The 18289-nt window shown below is 45.7% G+C and carries 21 protein-coding genes; 5 read left to right on the top strand and 16 right to left on the bottom strand.

Annotated elements, in window-relative coordinates:
* Nucleotides 1-3: 3 nt before the first annotated feature.
* Together BN6539_RS05930 and BN6539_RS05925 are read right to left on the bottom strand one after the other, a co-directional pair.
* Nucleotides 4-243: a hypothetical protein gene (locus tag BN6539_RS05930; protein ID WP_067535112.1), complete on the bottom strand. Its 240-nt coding sequence runs from the start codon at nucleotides 241-243 to the stop codon at nucleotides 4-6.
* Nucleotides 244-804, bottom strand: coding sequence for a DUF3990 domain-containing protein (locus BN6539_RS05925; RefSeq protein ID WP_242869378.1), 561 nt, complete (start codon nucleotides 802-804; stop codon nucleotides 244-246). It abuts the gene before it with no gap.
* Nucleotides 805-1387: 583 nt separating this feature from the next.
* Here BN6539_RS05925 and abc-f point away from each other — a divergent pair.
* From abc-f to BN6539_RS05910, 3 genes are all read left to right on the top strand, one after another.
* Nucleotides 1388-2872 (top strand): ribosomal protection-like ABC-F family protein, encoded by a 1485-nt coding sequence (abc-f, locus tag BN6539_RS05920; RefSeq protein ID WP_067535106.1) that lies wholly within the window; start codon nucleotides 1388-1390, stop codon nucleotides 2870-2872.
* Nucleotides 2873-2988: 116 nt separating this feature from the next.
* Nucleotides 2989-3540 (top strand): zinc dependent phospholipase C family protein, encoded by a 552-nt coding sequence (locus BN6539_RS05915; RefSeq protein WP_067535103.1) that lies wholly within the window; start codon nucleotides 2989-2991, stop codon nucleotides 3538-3540.
* Between the two features lie 36 nt (nucleotides 3541-3576).
* Nucleotides 3577-4845 (top strand): alkyl/aryl-sulfatase, encoded by a 1269-nt coding sequence (locus BN6539_RS05910; RefSeq protein ID WP_067535100.1) that lies wholly within the window; start codon nucleotides 3577-3579, stop codon nucleotides 4843-4845.
* Between the two features lie 70 nt (nucleotides 4846-4915).
* Here BN6539_RS05910 and BN6539_RS05905 read toward each other — a convergent pair whose 3' ends face one another.
* Genes BN6539_RS05905 through BN6539_RS05895 form a run of 3 tightly spaced genes read right to left on the bottom strand, consistent with a single transcriptional unit; the run spans nucleotide 4916 to nucleotide 8208 of the window.
* Nucleotides 4916-6220, bottom strand: a complete 1305-nt coding sequence (locus tag BN6539_RS05905; protein WP_067535097.1) for a cytosine permease — start codon at nucleotides 6218-6220, stop codon at nucleotides 4916-4918.
* A gap of 30 nt (nucleotides 6221-6250) precedes the next feature.
* Nucleotides 6251-7138, bottom strand: coding sequence for a proline iminopeptidase (gene pepI / locus BN6539_RS05900; protein ID WP_067535095.1), 888 nt, complete (start codon nucleotides 7136-7138; stop codon nucleotides 6251-6253).
* A 20-nt stretch (nucleotides 7139-7158) separates the two neighbouring features.
* Nucleotides 7159-8208, bottom strand: a complete 1050-nt coding sequence (locus tag BN6539_RS05895; RefSeq protein WP_067535092.1) for a M29 family metallopeptidase — start codon at nucleotides 8206-8208, stop codon at nucleotides 7159-7161.
* 197 nt (nucleotides 8209-8405) lie between these two features.
* Between BN6539_RS05895 and BN6539_RS05890 the strand changes: the two genes are divergently transcribed.
* Entirely contained in the window at nucleotides 8406-10076 is a 1671-nt protein-coding gene (locus tag BN6539_RS05890; RefSeq protein ID WP_067535089.1) for a helix-turn-helix domain-containing protein, read from the top strand.
* A 188-nt stretch (nucleotides 10077-10264) separates the two neighbouring features.
* On the opposite strand, the gene BN6539_RS05885 is transcribed toward BN6539_RS05890, so the two are convergent.
* The 11 genes from BN6539_RS05885 to rsxC form a co-directional block, all read right to left on the bottom strand.
* A complete protein-coding gene (locus BN6539_RS05885) occupies nucleotides 10265-10903 on the bottom strand; it encodes a hypothetical protein (protein WP_067535087.1) in 639 nt (212 codons plus the stop codon).
* Between the two features lie 13 nt (nucleotides 10904-10916).
* On the bottom strand, nucleotides 10917-11483 hold the full coding sequence (locus BN6539_RS05880; RefSeq protein ID WP_067535084.1) for a hypothetical protein: 567 nt from the start codon (nucleotides 11481-11483) through the stop codon (nucleotides 10917-10919).
* A gap of 1 nt (nucleotide 11484) precedes the next feature.
* Nucleotides 11485-11775 (bottom strand): DUF2089 family protein, encoded by a 291-nt coding sequence (locus tag BN6539_RS05875; protein WP_067535082.1) that lies wholly within the window; start codon nucleotides 11773-11775, stop codon nucleotides 11485-11487.
* Nucleotides 11776-11788: 13 nt separating this feature from the next.
* Nucleotides 11789-12208 carry a hypothetical protein gene (locus BN6539_RS05870; protein WP_207645082.1) on the bottom strand — a complete coding sequence of 140 codons (420 nt, stop codon included), beginning with the start codon at nucleotides 12206-12208 and terminating at the stop codon, nucleotides 11789-11791.
* Nucleotides 12201-12341 carry a hypothetical protein gene (locus BN6539_RS22710; RefSeq protein ID WP_207645081.1) on the bottom strand — a complete coding sequence of 47 codons (141 nt, stop codon included), beginning with the start codon at nucleotides 12339-12341 and terminating at the stop codon, nucleotides 12201-12203. Before BN6539_RS22710 ends, BN6539_RS05870 begins: the two co-directional genes overlap by 8 nt.
* Before the next feature lie 306 nt (nucleotides 12342-12647).
* The gene (locus BN6539_RS05865) at nucleotides 12648-13490 is read right to left on the bottom strand and encodes an RnfABCDGE type electron transport complex subunit B (RefSeq protein ID WP_067535078.1); all 843 of its coding nucleotides are present in this window, start codon (nucleotides 13488-13490) and stop codon (nucleotides 12648-12650) included.
* Nucleotides 13491-13505: 15 nt separating this feature from the next.
* A complete protein-coding gene (locus BN6539_RS05860; protein ID WP_067535075.1) occupies nucleotides 13506-14081 on the bottom strand; it encodes an electron transport complex protein RnfA in 576 nt (191 codons plus the stop codon).
* On the bottom strand, nucleotides 14075-14776 hold the full coding sequence (gene rsxE / locus BN6539_RS05855; protein WP_067535073.1) for an electron transport complex subunit RsxE: 702 nt from the start codon (nucleotides 14774-14776) through the stop codon (nucleotides 14075-14077). Before rsxE ends, BN6539_RS05860 begins: the two co-directional genes overlap by 7 nt.
* Nucleotides 14776-15348 carry an FMN-binding protein gene (locus BN6539_RS05850; RefSeq protein WP_067535070.1) on the bottom strand — a complete coding sequence of 191 codons (573 nt, stop codon included), beginning with the start codon at nucleotides 15346-15348 and terminating at the stop codon, nucleotides 14776-14778. Before BN6539_RS05850 ends, rsxE begins: the two co-directional genes overlap by 1 nt.
* Nucleotides 15345-16325, bottom strand: coding sequence for an RnfABCDGE type electron transport complex subunit D (locus BN6539_RS05845; RefSeq protein WP_067535067.1), 981 nt, complete (start codon nucleotides 16323-16325; stop codon nucleotides 15345-15347). Before BN6539_RS05845 ends, BN6539_RS05850 begins: the two co-directional genes overlap by 4 nt.
* Nucleotides 16325-17641: an electron transport complex subunit RsxC gene (gene rsxC, locus BN6539_RS05840; protein ID WP_067535063.1), complete on the bottom strand. Its 1317-nt coding sequence runs from the start codon at nucleotides 17639-17641 to the stop codon at nucleotides 16325-16327. Before rsxC ends, BN6539_RS05845 begins: the two co-directional genes overlap by 1 nt.
* A 248-nt stretch (nucleotides 17642-17889) precedes the next feature.
* Here rsxC and BN6539_RS05835 point away from each other — a divergent pair, with 248 nt between their 5' ends.
* Nucleotides 17890-18264 carry a winged helix-turn-helix transcriptional regulator gene (locus tag BN6539_RS05835; protein ID WP_330385057.1) on the top strand — a complete coding sequence of 125 codons (375 nt, stop codon included), beginning with the start codon at nucleotides 17890-17892 and terminating at the stop codon, nucleotides 18262-18264.
* Nucleotides 18265-18289: the final 25 nt, after the last annotated feature.

Below are 18289 nucleotides of genomic sequence, written 5' to 3'. Positions count from 1 at the left end.
AACTCACGCCCCTTCAGGAAAAGTAATCTTCCCCGTTTTAATTTCTTCATCAAACAGCGAATATAGCGATAAAGCACTGAGATGCCAAAGCTTGGTATCCTCTTTCTCAAGTAAAGAATATAACTTAGATTCATAAAATCTTAAAGTTGCCGTTCGTTCGTCATAGCCACCTTCCTCTATAATCAGATTAATTACTTCAGGAACGATTAAGAGCATGATGCCGTCAAAACATTTTTTATCCATCTATTTCACCTCCTGCAGCGATAAAGTTCCCACAAAGTTAAAATAGCTTAGAGCTTTTTCTGTTTTCCAGACATATTGATCAAACAATTTCTTAATTTTCAATGCCTGCAAGGTCTGTTCTCTTGACAAGACCCCTGTTTCATATAAAGCTAAGGTTTGGTATACATCGTCGTTGGCAACTGGGCCGCAAACTAAATCATACAATTTTTCAGAGTAGGTTCCTGCTCGATTCTTTGCGACAAAATCGAGCCACGCTTCGTCAGGTTTATCAAAATAAAGCACTTCAAGCTCCCTTAACGCTTTTGCCTTATTCAGATTATAAACGCTCACTGTAATTTCGCCAGTTTCCCTTCGATTCGTAACTTTTTCAGCAAAATTTAATGCTTGCATTTTGTTCGTGGTGGTGTAAAGTCCGTTGCCAAAATCCAATGTTCGGTTTTGCTGTACCAGCATCGGACATTCTACAACCATATTGCTGCCATGATAAATATACATAAGACACATCCCTTCTATAGTTGTATTATAAACAATAACCCCCCTGAAAGCAATTCTTTCCGCCACGGCAGACGCATGAAAAACAGCTTGTAAGCAGAGTTGGTTCGGCTACAGCAGCAATTTTACTATAGAGGACCGTTTTTGCAAAAATGAGTATAAAAAAACCTGGTAAATTCCATGAATTGTCGCCAAAACGGGTTAAAAATAACATAAAATCGCTCCAAACTCGACAAGATTTACATTTTATTCCAATAAATTATACTTAATTTAAAAGATAAACGCTATACAGTAAAAATTGCACCTGCAGACTGGTTGAAACACCTTTCATGCGTTTGCCGTGTTCTTTCCGCAAACTCCCCTTGCACTGCGCCGTCTTCTTTGTTATAATGCTCTAAGAAATATAAAAAGATTTGAGGTGAAAAGATGCGTAATTTTTCTTGCTAAGTTTCATATGCATGATAGAAATTTATGGTAGCGGCAGAGAACCCCGCTTGTTTCGTCATGCAAAACTGCGAGAAAGTTTACGAATCTGATCAGCTAATATAGATTATCAAGGCATTTTTGCGCCTTTGTTTATGATGCTTTCAGCTGCGGGAAAACTTTCCTCGCAGCTTTTTTCATTGCATTTAACAAGTATGGAGGTGTATTTATGTCTTTAATCAGTGTAAACAATCTAACCTTTGCCTACGATGGCAGTTATGACAATATTTTTGAGAACGTCAGCTTTCAGATCGACACAAACTGGAAGCTGGGTTTTACCGGTAGAAACGGCCGGGGGAAGACCACTTTTCTCAATCTTCTCTTGGGGAAGTACGAATACAGCGGGCAGATTTCATCAAAGGTGCATTTTGATTATTTTCCCTTTGAAGTGGCCGATCAATCAGTTACCACCATCGAGGTGGTAGAGCAGGTCGTTCCAGCCTACGAGTATTGGCGGCTTGCAAAAGAGCTGAACGAGCTTGCTGTTTCTGAAGAAGTGTTGTACCGTCCCTTCGGCACCCTGTCAAGCGGTGAGCGGACCAAAGTCCTGCTGGCAGCCCTCTTTCTGAAGGAAAACAACTTCCTTTTGATCGATGAGCCGACCAATCATCTGGATCAGCATGCGAGGCAAATCGTCAGTGACTATCTGCAGCGTAAGAAGGGCTTCATTCTCGTCTCCCATGACAGAACCTTTCTCGACGCCTGCATTGACCACATTCTTTCCATCAACAAAACCAATATTGAGATTCAGAAAGGTAATTTTTCAACCTGGTACTACAACAAACAACTGCAGGACAGCTTTGAAACCGCCGAAAATGAGAAGCTGGTCAAAAACATCAAAGCCATGGAATCTGCTGCCCGCAGAACTGCCCGCTGGTCAGATACCATTGAGAAACGGAAGAGCCGCAACAGTGACCGCGATGCCGGCGTCAAACCGGATAAGGGCCATATCGGCGCTCAGGCTGCCAAAATGATGAAGCGCTCCCTGGCAGTGCAGAAGCGGAAACAGGATGCCATCGAGGAGAAATCCAAGCTGCTCAAAAATATAGAAAGGGCTGACAGTCTGAAGATTCATCCCCTCTCCTTCCATACCGATCCCCTTATCACCTTTGAAGACGTTTCTGTCAGATATGGGGAAACCCCGGTCTTCGGCAATCTGACTTTTGATGTCAAAAGAGGTGAGCGTATCGCCCTGCAGGGCAGGAACGGCTGCGGCAAATCCAGCGTCGTCAAGCTGATCTGCGGCTTTGACGTACCTTTCGACGGGACGATGCGTATCGGCAGCGGTCTGAAAATATCCTACGTACCGCAGGGAACTTCGGGACTTTCAGGAACCCTGGATGATTACGCTGCAGCACGAAGTATCGACGCAACCCTCTTCAAGGCCATTCTGCGGAAGCTGGACTTTGCCAGGATACAATTTGAGAAAAGGATCGAAGATTACAGCGACGGTCAGAAAAAAAAGGTGCTCATTGCGGCCAGTCTCTGCGAAGAAGCCCATCTGTATATCTGGGATGAACCACTCAATTACATCGACGTCATCTCACGCATGCAGATCGAAGATCTGCTTCTGACTTATAAGCCGACCATGCTCTTTGTCGAGCACGATAACGCTTTCTGTGAAAACGTTGCCACCAGAATTCGCATCCTGTGAACCAATGTGAGCAAAATCTACAGAAGTTCTTCAACAAACCATTACAATCAGGTCAACATTCCATCGCAGTGGACGGCTAAAATGTCAAGTAATCAATGGCGAAAGGGGCACATGGGATGGAAACAAAAGACCACTATTATCTCTCCAAGAACCTGGCAGGCGCCATGCAGCTTGGCAAACTCAATAAGATCCTGTTTATCCTGGGCAATCTAATACCGGATATCAATCCGTTTTCATATATAACCGATGCTGGCGGCAGTCGTTTCTCAGGGCACAGCTTCACATATCGGAAAACCTTTATGAAAAGCGCCCTGGAGAAACGGCATGCTGGCAGGCGGTTCACTTGGTATCAGACAGGGATTCTGACCCACTATCTTGCAGATTCCTTTACCAGACCTCACAATGAGGCATTTCAATATTCGCTGAAAGATCACGTGGAATATGAACATCAGCTGCACCAAACCTTGGCAAAATTCCTTCACAGAAACCTCGCTTCTGCGATTTCCGTAGAGCAGCCTTCCTCGCAGCTTTCCGCTAAACAATTGGATGCCCGCCACGCGGCTTACATGATGGAAAGCCGCGGAACCCTTGAGGACTGCCGCTATATTCTTCAGACAGTGGTCGAAGCTTGTCATTTGACATTAGATATAAACTGCCCTAGACTATAGGATAGAATTCAAATCATCTTTAGGGGAGGAAATATCATGTTAGTTGATAACGGCAGCCAAAGGCTGCGTGACTTTACAGAAGAGAATTTTCAAGAGAACTATACAGAAATCACAAAGGGTATCTGGCATATAACAGGCCTGGGCCATAGCAATTCCATCTGCATTGAAGGAGAATCCAGTGTCATCCTGATCGACACCTTGGACTCTCTTGAGAGAGGCAAAATTCTCTTACAGTTCATCGAAGAGAAGATAAGGAAAAGGATTTCTACGATAATCTACACCCACGGGCATCCGGACCACCGCGGCGGCGCCGGCGCTTTTATGGAAAGCAATCCGGAAGTAATCGCCTTTTCACCGATTACACCATCCCTGGAAGGGACGGCAATGCTGCAGGATATCCAAAACCAGCGAGGGAGCCGGCAGTTCGGTTACAACCTCACTGATGGAGAAAACATCTCTCAGGGCATCGGACGCCGCGAAGGAATCGCCTATGGCGAACAGCGCGTCTTTGTTCCTCCGACTACAGTATACCAACAGGATCAAGTCGTGCGGGAGATAGACGGCATCAAGTTAGAACTGACCAGAGTTCCCGGTGAGACAGAGGATCAGATCATGATATGGCTGCCGGAGAAAAAAGTTCTCTGTTGCGGCGATACTTATTACGGCTGTTTTCCAAATCTCTACGCCATTCGGGGCGGACAGTACCGCGATCTGGCTCAGTGGCTTCATAGTCTTGATAAGCTGGCCTCTTACCGTTGCAAATATCTGCTGCCGGGGCATACTGCCGCCGTCATCGGCAGCGCACAGATTCAAGAAACCCTGCAGAACTTCCGAAAGGCCATTGACGATATTCTGACCAGAACGCTTGTGGGCATGAACCAGGGCAAATCCGCTGACCATCTGGCTGCAGAAATAAGACTGCAACCGGAATACGCGTCTCTGCCTTATTTGGGTGAATTCTACGGATGTGCGGAATGGACGGTTCGCGCTATCTATGCGGCCTATCTGGGTTGGTTCGATGGCAATCCGACCCATCTGCATCCGTTACCGCCAGAGGAAAAGGCCGTGAAAACCATCGCTCTCATGGGAGGGAGCAAGTCCGTGCTGGGCGCAGCGAAAGAAGCCCTCATCACAGAGGAGTACCAGTGGACATTAGAACTCTGCGATCTGCTTTTAGATAGTGCACAAGAAGTCACAGAAGCTAAGGCACTCAAGGCCTCCGCGTTGAGATATCTGGCAGAGTATGAGACCAGCGCCAACGGACGTCATTACTACCTCGCCAGTGCAAGGGAATTAACAGAATAAGTCCAATGAAAGACAGGCAGGAAATGCATGGAATTCCTAACCTGTCTTTTTGCTATTGCTAATTTTATGTTCAGTTGGCATCTGCTAATTCCACTTCGTCTTCTGCTTTGATTGGCACAAAATGCCGCAGCACAAGGTAGATGACGAAAGAAATGATGATGGCGTTGATTGAAGGCACAAAGAAGCTTCCGAGAAGCATGGATCCGACGACCCCGCATAGCCAGGCGACGATTCCAACGATATTTCCACCCTTTGTCGGTTTCCAATGCTCCGCCTTCCCTTTGCAGAACACGAAATACTCTGCTACGAGAACCCCTGCAACGGGCGGCGTCATATTGGTCAAAAAGTTCAGGAACTCTACAAAATGATCGATAATTCCTCCTGCTGCAAGACCGATACCGACTATCCCCAGAATCAGTGTGAGCATCGCCCGCTTGTCGTCTTTCAGCTTCAACACATTGACCCCGGCAATACCGCCTGCGTAAGCTGAACTGGTAGCTGTAGTCCATGTAGCAAAGACTAGGATCAGCAGTCCTAATACTGGAAGATTGGTGTTGGACAGCACGATAGTCAGGTCTCCTGTTCCAGCGATGACTGCCAGGATTGCGCCGATACCCAGCACGGCAATACCCGCCGGAACGACGCCAACAAGACAGGCCTTTACTGTATCCCCCCTGCTCCTCGCATACCTGGTGTAGTCTCCTGCTGTGACGGCTCCCGTGATGAACCCCGACATGGTCAGATTCATGCCCGTCAAAACAGACATTTCCTGCTGCGGTTCATAAGCGGACAGAACAGTGGCGCCATCCATCTGCACCAGACCATAGTAGAGGCCATAAAGCAGACCAAACAGCAGCAGCGGTACTGCCACCATGTTCAGATAACGAATCATGCCGATGCCCAACACTGCCGTCATCAGCATAATGGCTCCCCAGATGATAGAACTGACCCATACTGGAATCGAAATGCCCAGATAGTCTCCCATAATCTGTGAAAAGGAATTTCCGCAGACATTGGCCTGAAAGCCGAACCAGCCTACCATCGATATTGCAATGATAATGGAAACGATGACTCTCGATCCCCCGATGCCAAAGCTCCTGGAAGCATTCATTACCGTCGGGAGACCCAGATCTGCACTGCTGATGCCCAGCGGGATCATAAATACAAGGATACAGATATATCCCAAGAGCATAGAGAAAATGGCTTTGCCGATGGTCATGCTGGTACCCACCATGCCGCCCACCATCAATGCCGGTACACAGATCAAAATACCTGACCAGATGAACCCGATAGACAGCCAGCTTTTTCTTTCAGATAAATCAATCCTTCCTAACGCGACGTTCTCCGTCTTAGACTTATTATTGCTGCTCGTCATATTTCTTCCTTCTTTCTTAACAGCGACAGATTATCTGTCGTTTTTGTTCATCCAGCCAATCAACACGTCCATATACTTTTCTCGCTCCTCGACAAATGGCAGGTGTCTGCTGTATTGGAATAGTTCCCACTCTGCGTCAGGCAGGCGGTCGTACATAGTCTTTGCGATGAACGGGGAACAGAGATCTCTCTGGCCGTCAGTAATCAGGCAAGGCGTCTTTATTTCACAGAGTCTGTCTGTAAATTCATATCCGCCCAGAGTGCCAGTTGGCGTGAATTCATTTGGCCCCCATCCCACCAGGTAGGCCTCTGCTCCTGATTTCTTCTCTCTGGTCAGGCATTCTGGGGAATCATCGTTAATTGTAGGCATACAATGTCTGCTCATAAATACGTCCAGGGCTTTCTGGTAATCTTTGCCCTCGTAATTTCCCGTCTTTTCTGCCTTGGCAAAAGCGTCCTGATAGCAGGTTTCCATATAGGAAATTCTCCTGTGTTGTTCTTCCTCCCACAGCTTGGCGGAAGAAAGCGTTGAGGAAAGAATATAGGATTTCACACCTGCCGGCTGATATTCGATGGCGTACCAGATTGCCTGCATGCCGCCCCAGGACTGCCCCATCAGGTGAATCTCAGGCAAATCCAGATGCACTCTCAACTGCATCAATTCTTCAATCCAAGTCTCTGCGTTGAAATATTCCGGATGTCCCTCGATGTAGGAATTTCCGCAGCCGATCTGGTCATACATGATCAAGGCCCGGTCATCGCGTTCTGCCACTTCATCTAATACCTCAAAGTAATTGTGGGTCGATCCGGGACCACCGTGGAGCAGGACCAGCGGTTTTTTATCCCCTTTGCATTCTCCCGTAATGCGGTAATAGGTCTGTCCCTCTTTAAACGGCATATAACCTTCTGTAATTTTCATTTTGCGGCCTCCTTACCTGTTTATTTCCCCAATTGTCTTGCGAGAGCGACGATTTCTTCATTGGGGCCGACAACCTTACCTTCGTCCAGGAATTGCACGCCGTCTAACCAGACAGAGGAATTGAGACAGATGACATCGGAATGGGATGCTGCCGGAATCCCCTCCGGAATGTCAGGAATGGTCAGACAGGCGCCGATGTTGCCGAATCCCCATTCTACACAGCCCCATACTCTCTCATCCTCGCAGACTTCGCCGGTCAGCTGGGCATAAGGTCCGAGGCCGTAGCAGAGGTGGGCCACGTTGAACATGTTCGGATCGTCAAAGGATTTCATCCACTGATAAAACTCCTGTGCCGACTGTCCGCCCTCCACATTGACTACCTTTCCGTTTTCTACATAAATTTTTACCGGTGCATCCACGATCCCACACGGCGGGTTGATAGATCCATCTGCGACAATGACGCCGTTAATCGTTTCAAACTCTGGTGCCCAGCCAATCTGTCCGATGAGCATCTTGGCGATTCCTTTTTCCACTAAACCGTCTGCCACACCAAATTCCCTGCCTTTTTTGTTATCAAATTCCACGTCAGATCCAGATGGGCTGGTGATCTTCACATGCACCGCTTCTTCTGTCACGTCAGTGACCTTGTGAATCAGATCAGCCAGGACCGGAATATCAATTTTGCCAATATTGTTGATGATCATTTCCGGTGTAGCCCCGACCAGGCACATGTATTTCAGTTCCTTATTCTCCTCCATGGCTCTGTCGTAGACTGTGGAATAGAAAAGCCATTCATAATTATATTCCACCCATGCATCTGCACCTTTGATGGCTCCCACCAGAGTTTCAATCGGCAGGTCTGGATCGCCCGCTTTTCCATTTCCTCTCGTCGCTTTGATATTGATGACCACAGGCTTTGCACCCAGGATGACTGCCGCCTCCGCAGTTGCTTCTGCCACTTCCTGATTGGACTTGGTGTCCACTGTAATTACTACTGTTTCATCCTTTTGCAGTTTAAAACTGTCCCTGAGAAGTTTTAAACAGGCGTTTGTCAATTCGTATTCGTACATGATATACCTCCGTTTCATTGGCGAGCTTTAATTTTCTACCATATTAAACCAATAAAGGCCTGCGGACAATATCCCGAAAAGACAAGAAATACAGCGAATTTTGTCTACAGCGGACAAAAAAATAAATGGCAAACTTATGCCATTGTAAATGAATTTGTATTTTGATATGATAACGCCATATAGAAGGGAGTGACTTTATGATCAATATAACGTTAAGTTCTGTGATTTCACTGCTGACACAATATGGGATACAAGAGAAAACCCACTCTGAACGTTTTCAAAAGCTGCGGCTGGTCACTAATATCAATATTTTAGAAATCGGTTCACCAAATACGGACTGGCTTACCGGCGGGGAGCTGATCCTCTCTACGTTGAATATGTGTAGCGCGCCTGCCAATGTAATTGAAATTCTGAAAAGCCTGAGCTGTAACAACGCTTCCGCCCTGGGCGTACACTGCGCTTTGGGAAAGCAGGAATTAATTACACCTGCGGTTGTGGAAATTGCAGACAGCCTGGAAATCGCAGTGCTGATTATTCCAGACACCATCGCTTACAGCCAAATTTTATCTGCCCTTTACGATAAATTGCTGCACACCAGGTCTGAATATCTGGATAAAATAGAAAAAATTCAGAATGAAATCAAAGCAACGCTGATGGAAGAAGATAGTGTCCACAGTCTGATCGAAAAATTGAACGAGATACTCGGAAGTCCTGTAGCCCTACTCAATGAATACCTTTTGACCGATGCCTTTGCCTCAAAAAATCCAGAGGAGGAGTCCCTGCGGAGGAGTCTGCAGACAGCCTCTTCAAAGGCCTACCTGCGAGATATAAAAAAGCAAATTAGGCTTTCCGATCAAAATATCAGCAAATCCGTGCTGACTGTAAACGGCAAGGGGTATTCTCAACTGCTCTACCGAGTCAGCGCACAGGGCGTGACGCCCTATTACTTCATCGTCTGGAGAGACAAGGCCTCCTCTGATGATGACAATTTTGTCGTTTCCATCCTCGAATACGCGGCACAAATTCTGGCAATCCATTACATAAGAAATCTTCGTATCAGCAGTGATTTAAACGTATACAGTTCCATGGAATCCTTCTACTATGATATTTTATGCGGGAAAGAGGATGAAGAACTTCTCGCCACCGCTTATAAAAAGAACATCCACATCCATGGCAGGCACAGTCTCTGCAAAATCAAACTTTCTTTCAAGAAAAATAGTCTCTGCGATTTCAAAGATGTCTTAATCAAGGTCAAGCGTCTGTCCAACTGGCTGTCCATCCACAGCAATGCGGATTCCTATGTTATCGCGCCAGATCGGGAGATTTTGTTCATCCTGCATTACAGCGATCTGTCAGAAACGGCTTGCAATAGAACGCTCTCCGAGACTTGCTCCATGATTCAGGAGGAACTATTATTTCTGCCTGATATCGACTATGTGGACATCTATCAGGGAGAGTTCGTCCAAGGTCTCTTTAGCCTGCCTCTCAGTCTGCAATCCGCCGACAAAATCCAGGGTATCCTCTCAAAGCTGAACAGACATAACGGCATCTACGGCAAAGGGGTGCTAGGCATCTATTATTTTCTGGATATCCGCGACATTGATACTTTTGACCAGCTCTGCAGGGATGAACTTTTCCAGCTCAGTGAAAAACTGGGAAAACATAGCGGAGAACTGATGGACACGTTAGAGTGTTACTACGAAAATAACTGCAACCTGGGGCGGACGGCACGCCAGATGTATCTGCACCCAAATACCATCAAATACCGCCTTCATCAGATACGAGAAAAAATCGGCGCCGCACCCCTCGATGACGGCAACGAAATTCTCAAATACCACCTGCTGCTGAAGCGCAGGTGGCTGCTATAAGCGCGTCTGTAGAAATAACAGAGCCGGACCCAGTGACGTCCGGCTCAAAGCTGATGCAGATTACTTTTTTTGCTTCCTGATAAAGTGTCTTACTAACAATACCCCTATTGTTATAATCCCTGCCCAAGTCAGGATGAATACGAGCAGGATGATGAGCTAGACTGTTAACTGTGAGATCATGATTCCCCCTATAATGATTCGATTTTACGTCTCTTCTCTATTGACGCTATGGTTTCTCTTCTGCATACCCGCTTGCGCATGCGCCAGTAGATGATAAAATAAAATACAACCACGGCGATATAAAGCGTTGCTAATATAAGCTGACGTCTATACCTTCCGCCTTCCCCACCTTTAACGTACTCCCATTTCATAGCTTTTGGCGACAAGGATTTTCCAGTGAAGAAACCGTCTGTTTGTGATAGATCTTCAATACTAGCCTTGTATTTGAGTGCTTCTTTCCCCCCAATCAAGTTCCCCTGCTGATCGAATTCCATAGGATACCACTTCTTTTCCCCGCTGTTTCTATCTTTAACCTGGAGATCGCTGAAAGCTGCAGGGCTCCCTGATCCATCATCAATCACGCCAAAATATATCTTTACATCGTCCAAGGTCTCATCCCCATAAGAATTTTCCCACACCGGTATTTCAGAGAACTCGTCTATAAATTCTATGGATAACGGTACTAAAAATGACAAGCTTAGGACTGGAATTAGCAAGCCAATCCATTTGTTTTTACGCCCCGCCAAATAAAATTCCAATATTCCAAAGACTATCACATTGAAAACAAGCAATATCAAAATGGTTATTATCTCAAATTTGTCTTCCATAAAATCCCCCTTTCTACAGTTCCTGAATATTCATTTTCTCAAGTTCTTCTCTCTGCCTTTTATGACGAAGCTGAAATCTTCTTGTCAAATGAATCAGCAACAAGGGCAGAGTGACGATTCCTAAATCCCACAAGAAAATATTCTTCGAAAAAGTAGTATAACCGAATTTCACTCCATCGTCCATCCCATCTTTCCATGTGGTGGGCGTATCCATTGTAATTGCATAATCCCCTTTTAACTCTTTCTGCACATCCTTCAATCTATACTCTCCCCATGCGATTTCATCAATCAAAGTCCCTTCTTCATCCTTGATCGATATATCTGTCACTGCAATTATCTCATGATCTTCACTCCATGTAACTGTTGCTTCTGCGGTCCTTCCCTTGTCCAAACTGCATGTCAATTTTTCTTCTTTTGTCGGCACGTCCAAGCTATATGCCCAAACAGTCAGGGATAAAAAAACGACCCATGCAGCCGCGATGAGCGCCAGCCCTGGAAATACACTTTTTTTGGAGGACAACCATAGCTGTAACAGAATCAGCAATATGCTCATACCAATCAAACTCAAAACGTATAACATATTATCGCTCCTTTTTATATTCACTAATCAAAAGTTTAGCAGTCTCAAAGTCTAATCGATCCTCTAAAGCAAGACGTTTGATCAGTTTCACATAGGGTTCCGCTTCCTGATCGTCCGTCATCTTTATCCTGTCAATCAAGCGATCCAGACGCAGACGAACCGTAGGATACGTCACATCGTATTTTGCAGCCATTTCCTTTAACGAACCGCTTACCAACATAAAGTTCTTGATAAACGTGATATCCTCCTCTTCTAAATTTTCCATCCAAGATGGCACTACTCTAATCGTCATTCTTTTTTCCCCCTTACAAATCTTCCAGACGTGTCTTGTCTAACTGGTTTCTATTTTTTCTCTGCAGTCTGTCACCCAGGACCATAAGCCAAAGAATCAGCGGACAGATTGCATGAAATGCAAATGCGATAAAATAATTTTTTAGGGAAAAGGTTTTAACTGTCTCACTGATTTTGTCCTGCTCATCTCTCAGTTCCTCAAGTGATACTGTACTGCCAGTGAACCCCTTCGTAAAGGAGCGCATAGCATTGTCGATCTGTTTCTTATACTGCATCGCCTCTTCACTTCCGACTAGCTCCCCTTCTTTGTATTCCAGCGCTATATACTCCAAATCCTTCTCTGTTTCCCCATTCACCAGATATCCTATAGCATGCATGTGCTTCTCGTGATCTGCAGCAGTCTGGATTTCTCCAAATTGATCGTCTTCAATCATGACTGAGACGCTTCTTATACCACTGCTGCTGTGGGAAATCCAACTGAATTGGATGGAAGAGAAGATCGCAAGGATAGTAATCGCCGCTGGAATTACCCATTTCCACTTTTTCTGAAGTTTTATCATCTGCCATTCTGCTAGTATCGTTAGCGCTGCAACCCCAATAAAAATGAAAATTGATGTAAATGCTAAAAAAATTATCATTCGTCCCACCCCTTTTTTTAATTTATTTAAATATAACACTCAATTTTATTAAAGTCAATACTAAAAATAAATTGCAATTTTATTTAACCTTTCTCGAATGAGATTCCATAAAAAGCGGCGGACGCCACTACGCTAATGCGGCGAGGGGAATCCTCTCTGCACCCCCCTTTTAAACTCATAGGAAATTGAAAAAGGCTGCCCCGATAAGGACAGCCTAAAAATTCAAATATGCAGTTTATGCTTCTTTCGCAGCTTCCGCTTTTGGAGCGGCCGGTTTTGCCGGTGCTTTTTTTACTCTCATGTTGTTGATTGCGCCAGTTGGACATTCTTTTGCACAGAGTCCGCAGTTTTTGCATTTCTCTGGATCGATGCGGGCAACATTGTTTTCCACAGTGATCGCATCAAACTTACAAGCCTTTTCGCACTTCTTACATCCGATACATCCGTTGGAGCAAGCTTTTCTAGTTACAGCGCCTTTTGCTTCAGATTTGCACTGAACCACAACCAGGTTCTTAGCGCTCTGAATCTTGATAACTGCGTTAGGGCAAGTCTTTGCGCAGACACCGCATCCCACACAATTATCTCTGTTGACAACTGCCACGCCGTCGCAGATATGGATGGCGTCAAAATCACAAGCAGCTTCACAGTCACCGAGACCGATACATCCATAAGGACACGCGCTCAGTCCGCCAAAGAACTGCTTTGCAGCGGCACAAGTTTTGATGCCGTCATATTCCATGATGGTCTTCGCCGCTTCTTTCGTACCGTTACACATTACCATTGCTACCTGCTTGTCAGCAGAACCGGATTCAACACCCAGGACAGCCGCCAGCTTATCTGCAACCTCAGCGCCGCCTACGGGGCACTTTGAGCAGCTCAGACTGTGGTCTTCAGTAAGCGCATTCGCATAGTCATCGCAGCCCGCATATCCGCAGGCGCCACAGTTCGCGCCTGGCAGTTCTGCACGGAGCAATGCAAAAGTTTCATCAACAGGTACAAAGAATACCTTTGAAGCGATAGTCAGTATCGCCGCAGCAACAAATCCCATTGCCACTACGATTAAAATTGGTGTTAACATTCCTATCCTCCTTCTCTACTGGAATAATCCGCTGAAGCCCATGAAGCCCAGGGATAACATAGCAGCAGTAATTAATGTAAGAGGAACTCCTCTAAATGCATAAGGAACACCGTCTTCGTTCTCTAATTTGCCTCTTACACCGGCAAATAGCACCATTGCCAGTAAGAAACCGATTCCTGCACCTGCAGCATTGAAGATTGATAAAACATAACCATAACCAGCGTCGATATTAGAGATGCAGACACCCAGTACTGCACAGTTTGTTGTAATCAATGGCAGATAAACGCCCAGCGCTTTGTGCAGGGAAGGGATATATTTTTTCATCATCATTTCAATCAGCTGTACTAATGCAGCGATTACGAGGATGAATACTACAGTCTGTAAGTAACCGATCTCAAAACTGTTGAGCAGTTTCATGATCGGCCATGTGGCAATCGTGGCCAGAACCATTACGAAGATAACGGCAACGCCCATGCCTACTGCGGAGTCGAGTTTCTTTGATACACCTAAGAATGGACAGATACCCAGGAACTGCGCCAATACATAGTTGTTTACCAAGATCATACTCATCACTGTTGTTACTATTAGCATACTTTGTCAGCTCCTTTCTCACATTCTTTTCTTGCGCCGCCGCACATTGCGGACATTGCGCATCCGTCACAGCCAAATTCCTTCTTCTTCAGTCCTTTGCCTTTTGTAAAGAAGTTTACAGCAGCAATCAGAATTGCGAAAACAAAGAATCCGCCTGGAGCCAGGTTAAAGATTCCCATGCCAGGGATGATATCCGTCAGAACGTTGATTCCAAAAGCAGTACCGGAACCGAAGAACTCTCTGATCAGACCCATTGCACCAAGCGCGAGGGTAAATCCAATACCCATGCCGATACCGTCGAGGGCGGAATCAAAGGCGTTGTTCTTGCTGGCAAACATTTCGGCTCTTCCCAGAATGATACAGTTTACTACGATCAGAGGAATGAATAATCCCAGTGAAGCGTAGAGGGAAGGCACGAAAGCCTGCAACAACAGCTGAACAACGGTTACAAATCCTGCGATAACTACGATGTAGCACGGGATTCTCACCTTGTCAGGAATAATTTTTCTAAGTAGTGAAATAACGATATTGGAGCAAATCAGTACCGCTGTCGCAGAAACGCCCATACCGATACCGTTAATTGCTGAGGAGGTTGTCGCCAGTGTCGGACAAGTACCTAACAGTAATACCAGTACAGGGTTTTCTTTGATGATACCTTTGGTAAGGATGCTCAATTTACTTGCTTTCTTTTCCATTATTGCACACCTCCCATTGCTTTGTACTGGTCTAATGCACAATATACACCATAGTGAACCGCGTTAGAAGAAATCGTGGCTCCAGTAATGTAGGTTACGCTGGAATCATCCTTTGCCGCCGTCGATGTTAATTCTGTAAGACCCTTGTACTGCTTTAAGTGTTCAGGCGCATGGGCTTTTGTTCCAAGGCCCGGCGTATCTGCATGAGCAGTTACCTTAACGCCTGTAATCGCACCATTGCTGTCGATACCGATCATCTCGGTCAGTGCGCCGCCAAATGACTTCGTTACGACTGTAACGACCATTCCGCTGCCGTTATCAGCAACGTAACATTCCTCAACGTAAACCTTATCTTTTTCTTCCGTTACCAGCTTTCCTGTATACTTAGTAAAAGTATCTGCCGCAGGAAGAAGTTCCGCTCTAGCTTCATTTGCAGCTTTGATCGTATTTTCGTCGATAATTGGTTTTGCCACACCGTATGTAGCCGCTAAAGCAGCTGTAATAACCAGACAGATGCATACAAGAACTACGATCGGTGCAACGTATTCTTTAAATGTGTTGTTGTTTTTCATTTTTTCTTTGCACCTCCATAAGTTAATTTGATGCACAACTGATCGATCAGCGGAGTCAAGATGTTCATCAGCAGGATGGAGAAGGAAACGCCTTCTGGATATGCACCCCAAAGTCTGATGATCATTGTCAGCAGTCCGCAGCCAATGCCCATGATCACCTTGCCTAAAGGCATGATCGGGGAAGTGACATAATCGGTTGCCATGAAGAAGGCTCCCAGCATAACGCCTCCTGCGCAAATGTGGAAGACTGCCATATTGAGTGCGCTTACGTCACCGCCTACGATTGCATAATAAACAAATGCGAATACGAATACGGTTCCGATGAAGCAAACTGGAATGATCGGCGAAATGATCTTCTTCCAAATCAGGAAGAGGCCGCCCAGAAGTAATGCGACGGCGCTGACTTCGCCTACTGATCCGCCGATGAATCCGAGGAACATCTCCATATTTGCAGGCAGGTCCGCTACGTTGCCTTCCTGCAGCACGCCCAGCGGCGTTGCGCTTGTTGCCGCATCAACTGTTGACATCGATGGAGTAGGCCATGTCGTCATTTCAGTTGCAAAGGAGATAAATAATACGATTCTTGCCGTGATGGCAGGGTTAACGACGTTTCTTCCGAGACCGCCATAAATCTGCTTTACGATAATAATTGCTACAAAACATCCGATAATCGCCATCCAATAAGGGAAACTGGACGGAACGTTGAATGCGATCAAAAGGCCTGTCACGGCCGCACTGAGGTCGCCCACAGTCTGTCTCTTGTGCATCAGTTTATTGTACAGCCACTCAAATCCTATGCTGGCGGCTACACATACGAGAGTTAATGCGATAACTCTGAAACCGAAAACATATATACTTACTAAAAAAGAAGGTAACAAGGCAATCAATACCATTGCCATTGTCTTTGTAGTATCCAGGCCGGTGACCAAGTGCGGTGCTGAGGATACTGCTAAATTACCATAGTATTTTTTATCCATTATTTAATTCCAGCCTCCTTTACAACAGCCTTTCCAAGCTTGTTCATGAAGCCCAGAGGTCTTCTTGCAGGACATACGTATGAACAGCTTCCGCATTCCATACACTGCATTACCTGCAGATCAGCGAGCTTCTGTGCATCTCTGCGCTCATACGCCTCTGCCAGTGCTGTAGGAAGCAGATTAAACGGACATGCGTGATGACATCTTCCGCAGTTGATACATGCAGTTTCTTCAGGAATATATGACTTTTCCTTTGAGAATGCAAGAATCGCATTATTGTTTTTTACGATTGGCATCTCGTCGGAGAAAATCGCTCTGCCCATCATCGGTCCACCCATCAAAATCTTCCTTGGATCTGATTTGTATCCGCCGCAGAAATCAATGACATCGTGAATCTGTGCGCCGATTGGAGCGATAATGTTCTTCGGCGCTGCTACTGCGTCGCCGTCTACTGTCATTCTCTTCTGGATGAGAGGTACGCCGGTCCTGAAATACTGTCCTACAAATGCAACAGATGTTACATTAGATAGAATGACCCCTAGGTCTGCAGGAAGTACGCCTGCTGCCATAGGCTTGCCAGTGATTTCATAAACAAGAACACGCTCCGCTCCTTTTGGATATCTGGCCTGCAGCTTGAACGTATGCATGTTCGTGAGACCTTGTTCAGCAAACATCTTATCCAGCTTTTCGATTGCATCAGGCTTGTTTTCCTCGATTCCAATATATCCTTCATCAAGTCCGATGTAGTCCATGATCAATTTCATCCCGTCGATAATGTCCTGAGTATCTTCAAGCATTGTCCTGTGGTCAGAAGTGATGAACGGCTCACATTCCGCACCATTGACGATTAAAGTATGTACTTCGTCGAGATTCTTTGGGTTGTACTTGATGTGTGTCGGGAATGAAGCGCCGCCCAATCCTACGAGACCACTGTCTCTGACGGCCTTAACAAAACTAGCCAGATCATTTACCTGAGGAACTTTAATTTCCTCCCACATCTCTTGTTTTTTGTCAGTTTCAATCACAACCAACGTGTCGTTTCCGCCTGTGGCAGAACGCTGTGTTTCAATGCCTGCAACGGTTCCGGATACGCTTGAGTGAATAGGTGCACTTACGAATGCATCTGTATCGCCGATAAGTTGTCCGACCTTGACCGCATCACCTTTCGCTACTAAAGGCTTACAAGGCGCACCAATATGCTGTGACATTGAGATCTTGACAACGTCAGGAATTGGCATAACTTCGGTTTCACATTTCGCCGTGTTCTTATAGTGTCCGGCGTCGATGCTATGTAAATGCTTTGCATTTGAACTCATATTTGAAACCTTCCTTTCTAAAAAATAGTTGTCTAATAATCATACGCAATACATTATACTACAAAGAACGACAAAAATCATTAAAATTTTGACATATTTTTAACTCTTCGCAGGTTCCAAAATTACCCTAGAACCATTCCATCTGTTTGCTTTGGATTCACTCTCCTCCAAAGCATATGCAGATGTATACATCAAAATGTCAAAAATCCTTGTCTTCTTGACAGTCAGGAATTATAATCTAATATAATATGAAGGAAAGAGGTCTGTTCATCATGATAAAGAAAGAAGAATTGCCAATCTGCCCGGTCGCCACCACCGTACAACTGATCGGCAGCAAATGGAAACTGCTGATCATCCGCAACCTTCTTGATCGTCCATGGAGGTTCAAAGAACTGCAGAAGTCGCTCACAGGCATCAGTCAGAAAGTGCTCACCGACAGCCTGCGATCCATGGAGGCAGACGGTATCATCCAGCGTACCGTCTATCCGGAAGTACCGCCAAGGGTGGAGTACGCATTATCCCCATTAGGTGAAACCCTGCGCCCCATTCTCGATTCCATGGGACAGTTCGGAGCTTATTATCAGAATCTCGTCAATTCGCAGACACCAGAGCACGATGAATAAGAGGACAAAATAAGAAACCACTCCG

Origin of the sequence: Emergencia timonensis (genome assembly GCF_900086585.1) — a bacterium.
GTDB lineage: Bacteria > Bacillota > Clostridia > Peptostreptococcales > Anaerovoracaceae > Senimuribacter > Senimuribacter timonensis.
Note: the sequence above shows the minus strand (reverse complement) of the source record. Positions and strands in the feature narration are given on the sequence as shown.

Excerpts from the sequence above, each read along its gene's own strand:
- BN6539_RS05930 (WP_067535112.1), bottom strand. The coding sequence starts at position 243 with ATGGATAAAAAATGTTTTGACGGCATCATGCTCTTAATCGTTCCTGAA.
- abc-f (WP_067535106.1), top strand. The coding sequence starts at position 1,388 with ATGTCTTTAATCAGTGTAAACAATCTAACCTTTGCCTACGATGGCAGT.
- BN6539_RS05915 (WP_067535103.1), top strand. The coding sequence starts at position 2,989 with ATGGAAACAAAAGACCACTATTATCTCTCCAAGAACCTGGCAGGCGCC.
- BN6539_RS05910 (WP_067535100.1), top strand. The coding sequence starts at position 3,577 with ATGTTAGTTGATAACGGCAGCCAAAGGCTGCGTGACTTTACAGAAGAG.
- BN6539_RS05905 (WP_067535097.1), bottom strand. The coding sequence starts at position 6,220 with ATGACGAGCAGCAATAATAAGTCTAAGACGGAGAACGTCGCGTTAGGA.
- pepI (WP_067535095.1), bottom strand. The coding sequence starts at position 7,138 with ATGAAAATTACAGAAGGTTATATGCCGTTTAAAGAGGGACAGACCTAT.
- BN6539_RS05895 (WP_067535092.1), bottom strand. The coding sequence starts at position 8,208 with ATGTACGAATACGAATTGACAAACGCCTGTTTAAAACTTCTCAGGGAC.
- BN6539_RS05890 (WP_067535089.1), top strand. The coding sequence starts at position 8,406 with ATGATCAATATAACGTTAAGTTCTGTGATTTCACTGCTGACACAATAT.
- BN6539_RS05885 (WP_067535087.1), bottom strand. The coding sequence starts at position 10,903 with ATGGAAGACAAATTTGAGATAATAACCATTTTGATATTGCTTGTTTTC.
- BN6539_RS05880 (WP_067535084.1), bottom strand. The coding sequence starts at position 11,483 with ATGTTATACGTTTTGAGTTTGATTGGTATGAGCATATTGCTGATTCTG.
- BN6539_RS05875 (WP_067535082.1), bottom strand. The coding sequence starts at position 11,775 with ATGACGATTAGAGTAGTGCCATCTTGGATGGAAAATTTAGAAGAGGAG.
- BN6539_RS05870 (WP_207645082.1), bottom strand. The coding sequence starts at position 12,208 with ATGATTGAAGACGATCAATTTGGAGAAATCCAGACTGCTGCAGATCAC.
- BN6539_RS22710 (WP_207645081.1), bottom strand. The coding sequence starts at position 12,341 with ATGGCAGATGATAAAACTTCAGAAAAAGTGGAAATGGGTAATTCCAGC.
- BN6539_RS05865 (WP_067535078.1), bottom strand. The coding sequence starts at position 13,490 with ATGTTAACACCAATTTTAATCGTAGTGGCAATGGGATTTGTTGCTGCG.
- BN6539_RS05860 (WP_067535075.1), bottom strand. The coding sequence starts at position 14,081 with ATGCTAATAGTAACAACAGTGATGAGTATGATCTTGGTAAACAACTAT.
- rsxE (WP_067535073.1), bottom strand. The coding sequence starts at position 14,776 with ATGGAAAAGAAAGCAAGTAAATTGAGCATCCTTACCAAAGGTATCATC.
- BN6539_RS05850 (WP_067535070.1), bottom strand. The coding sequence starts at position 15,348 with ATGAAAAACAACAACACATTTAAAGAATACGTTGCACCGATCGTAGTT.
- BN6539_RS05845 (WP_067535067.1), bottom strand. The coding sequence starts at position 16,325 with ATGGATAAAAAATACTATGGTAATTTAGCAGTATCCTCAGCACCGCAC.
- rsxC (WP_067535063.1), bottom strand. The coding sequence starts at position 17,641 with ATGAGTTCAAATGCAAAGCATTTACATAGCATCGACGCCGGACACTAT.
- BN6539_RS05835 (WP_330385057.1), top strand. The coding sequence starts at position 17,890 with ATGAAGGAAAGAGGTCTGTTCATCATGATAAAGAAAGAAGAATTGCCA.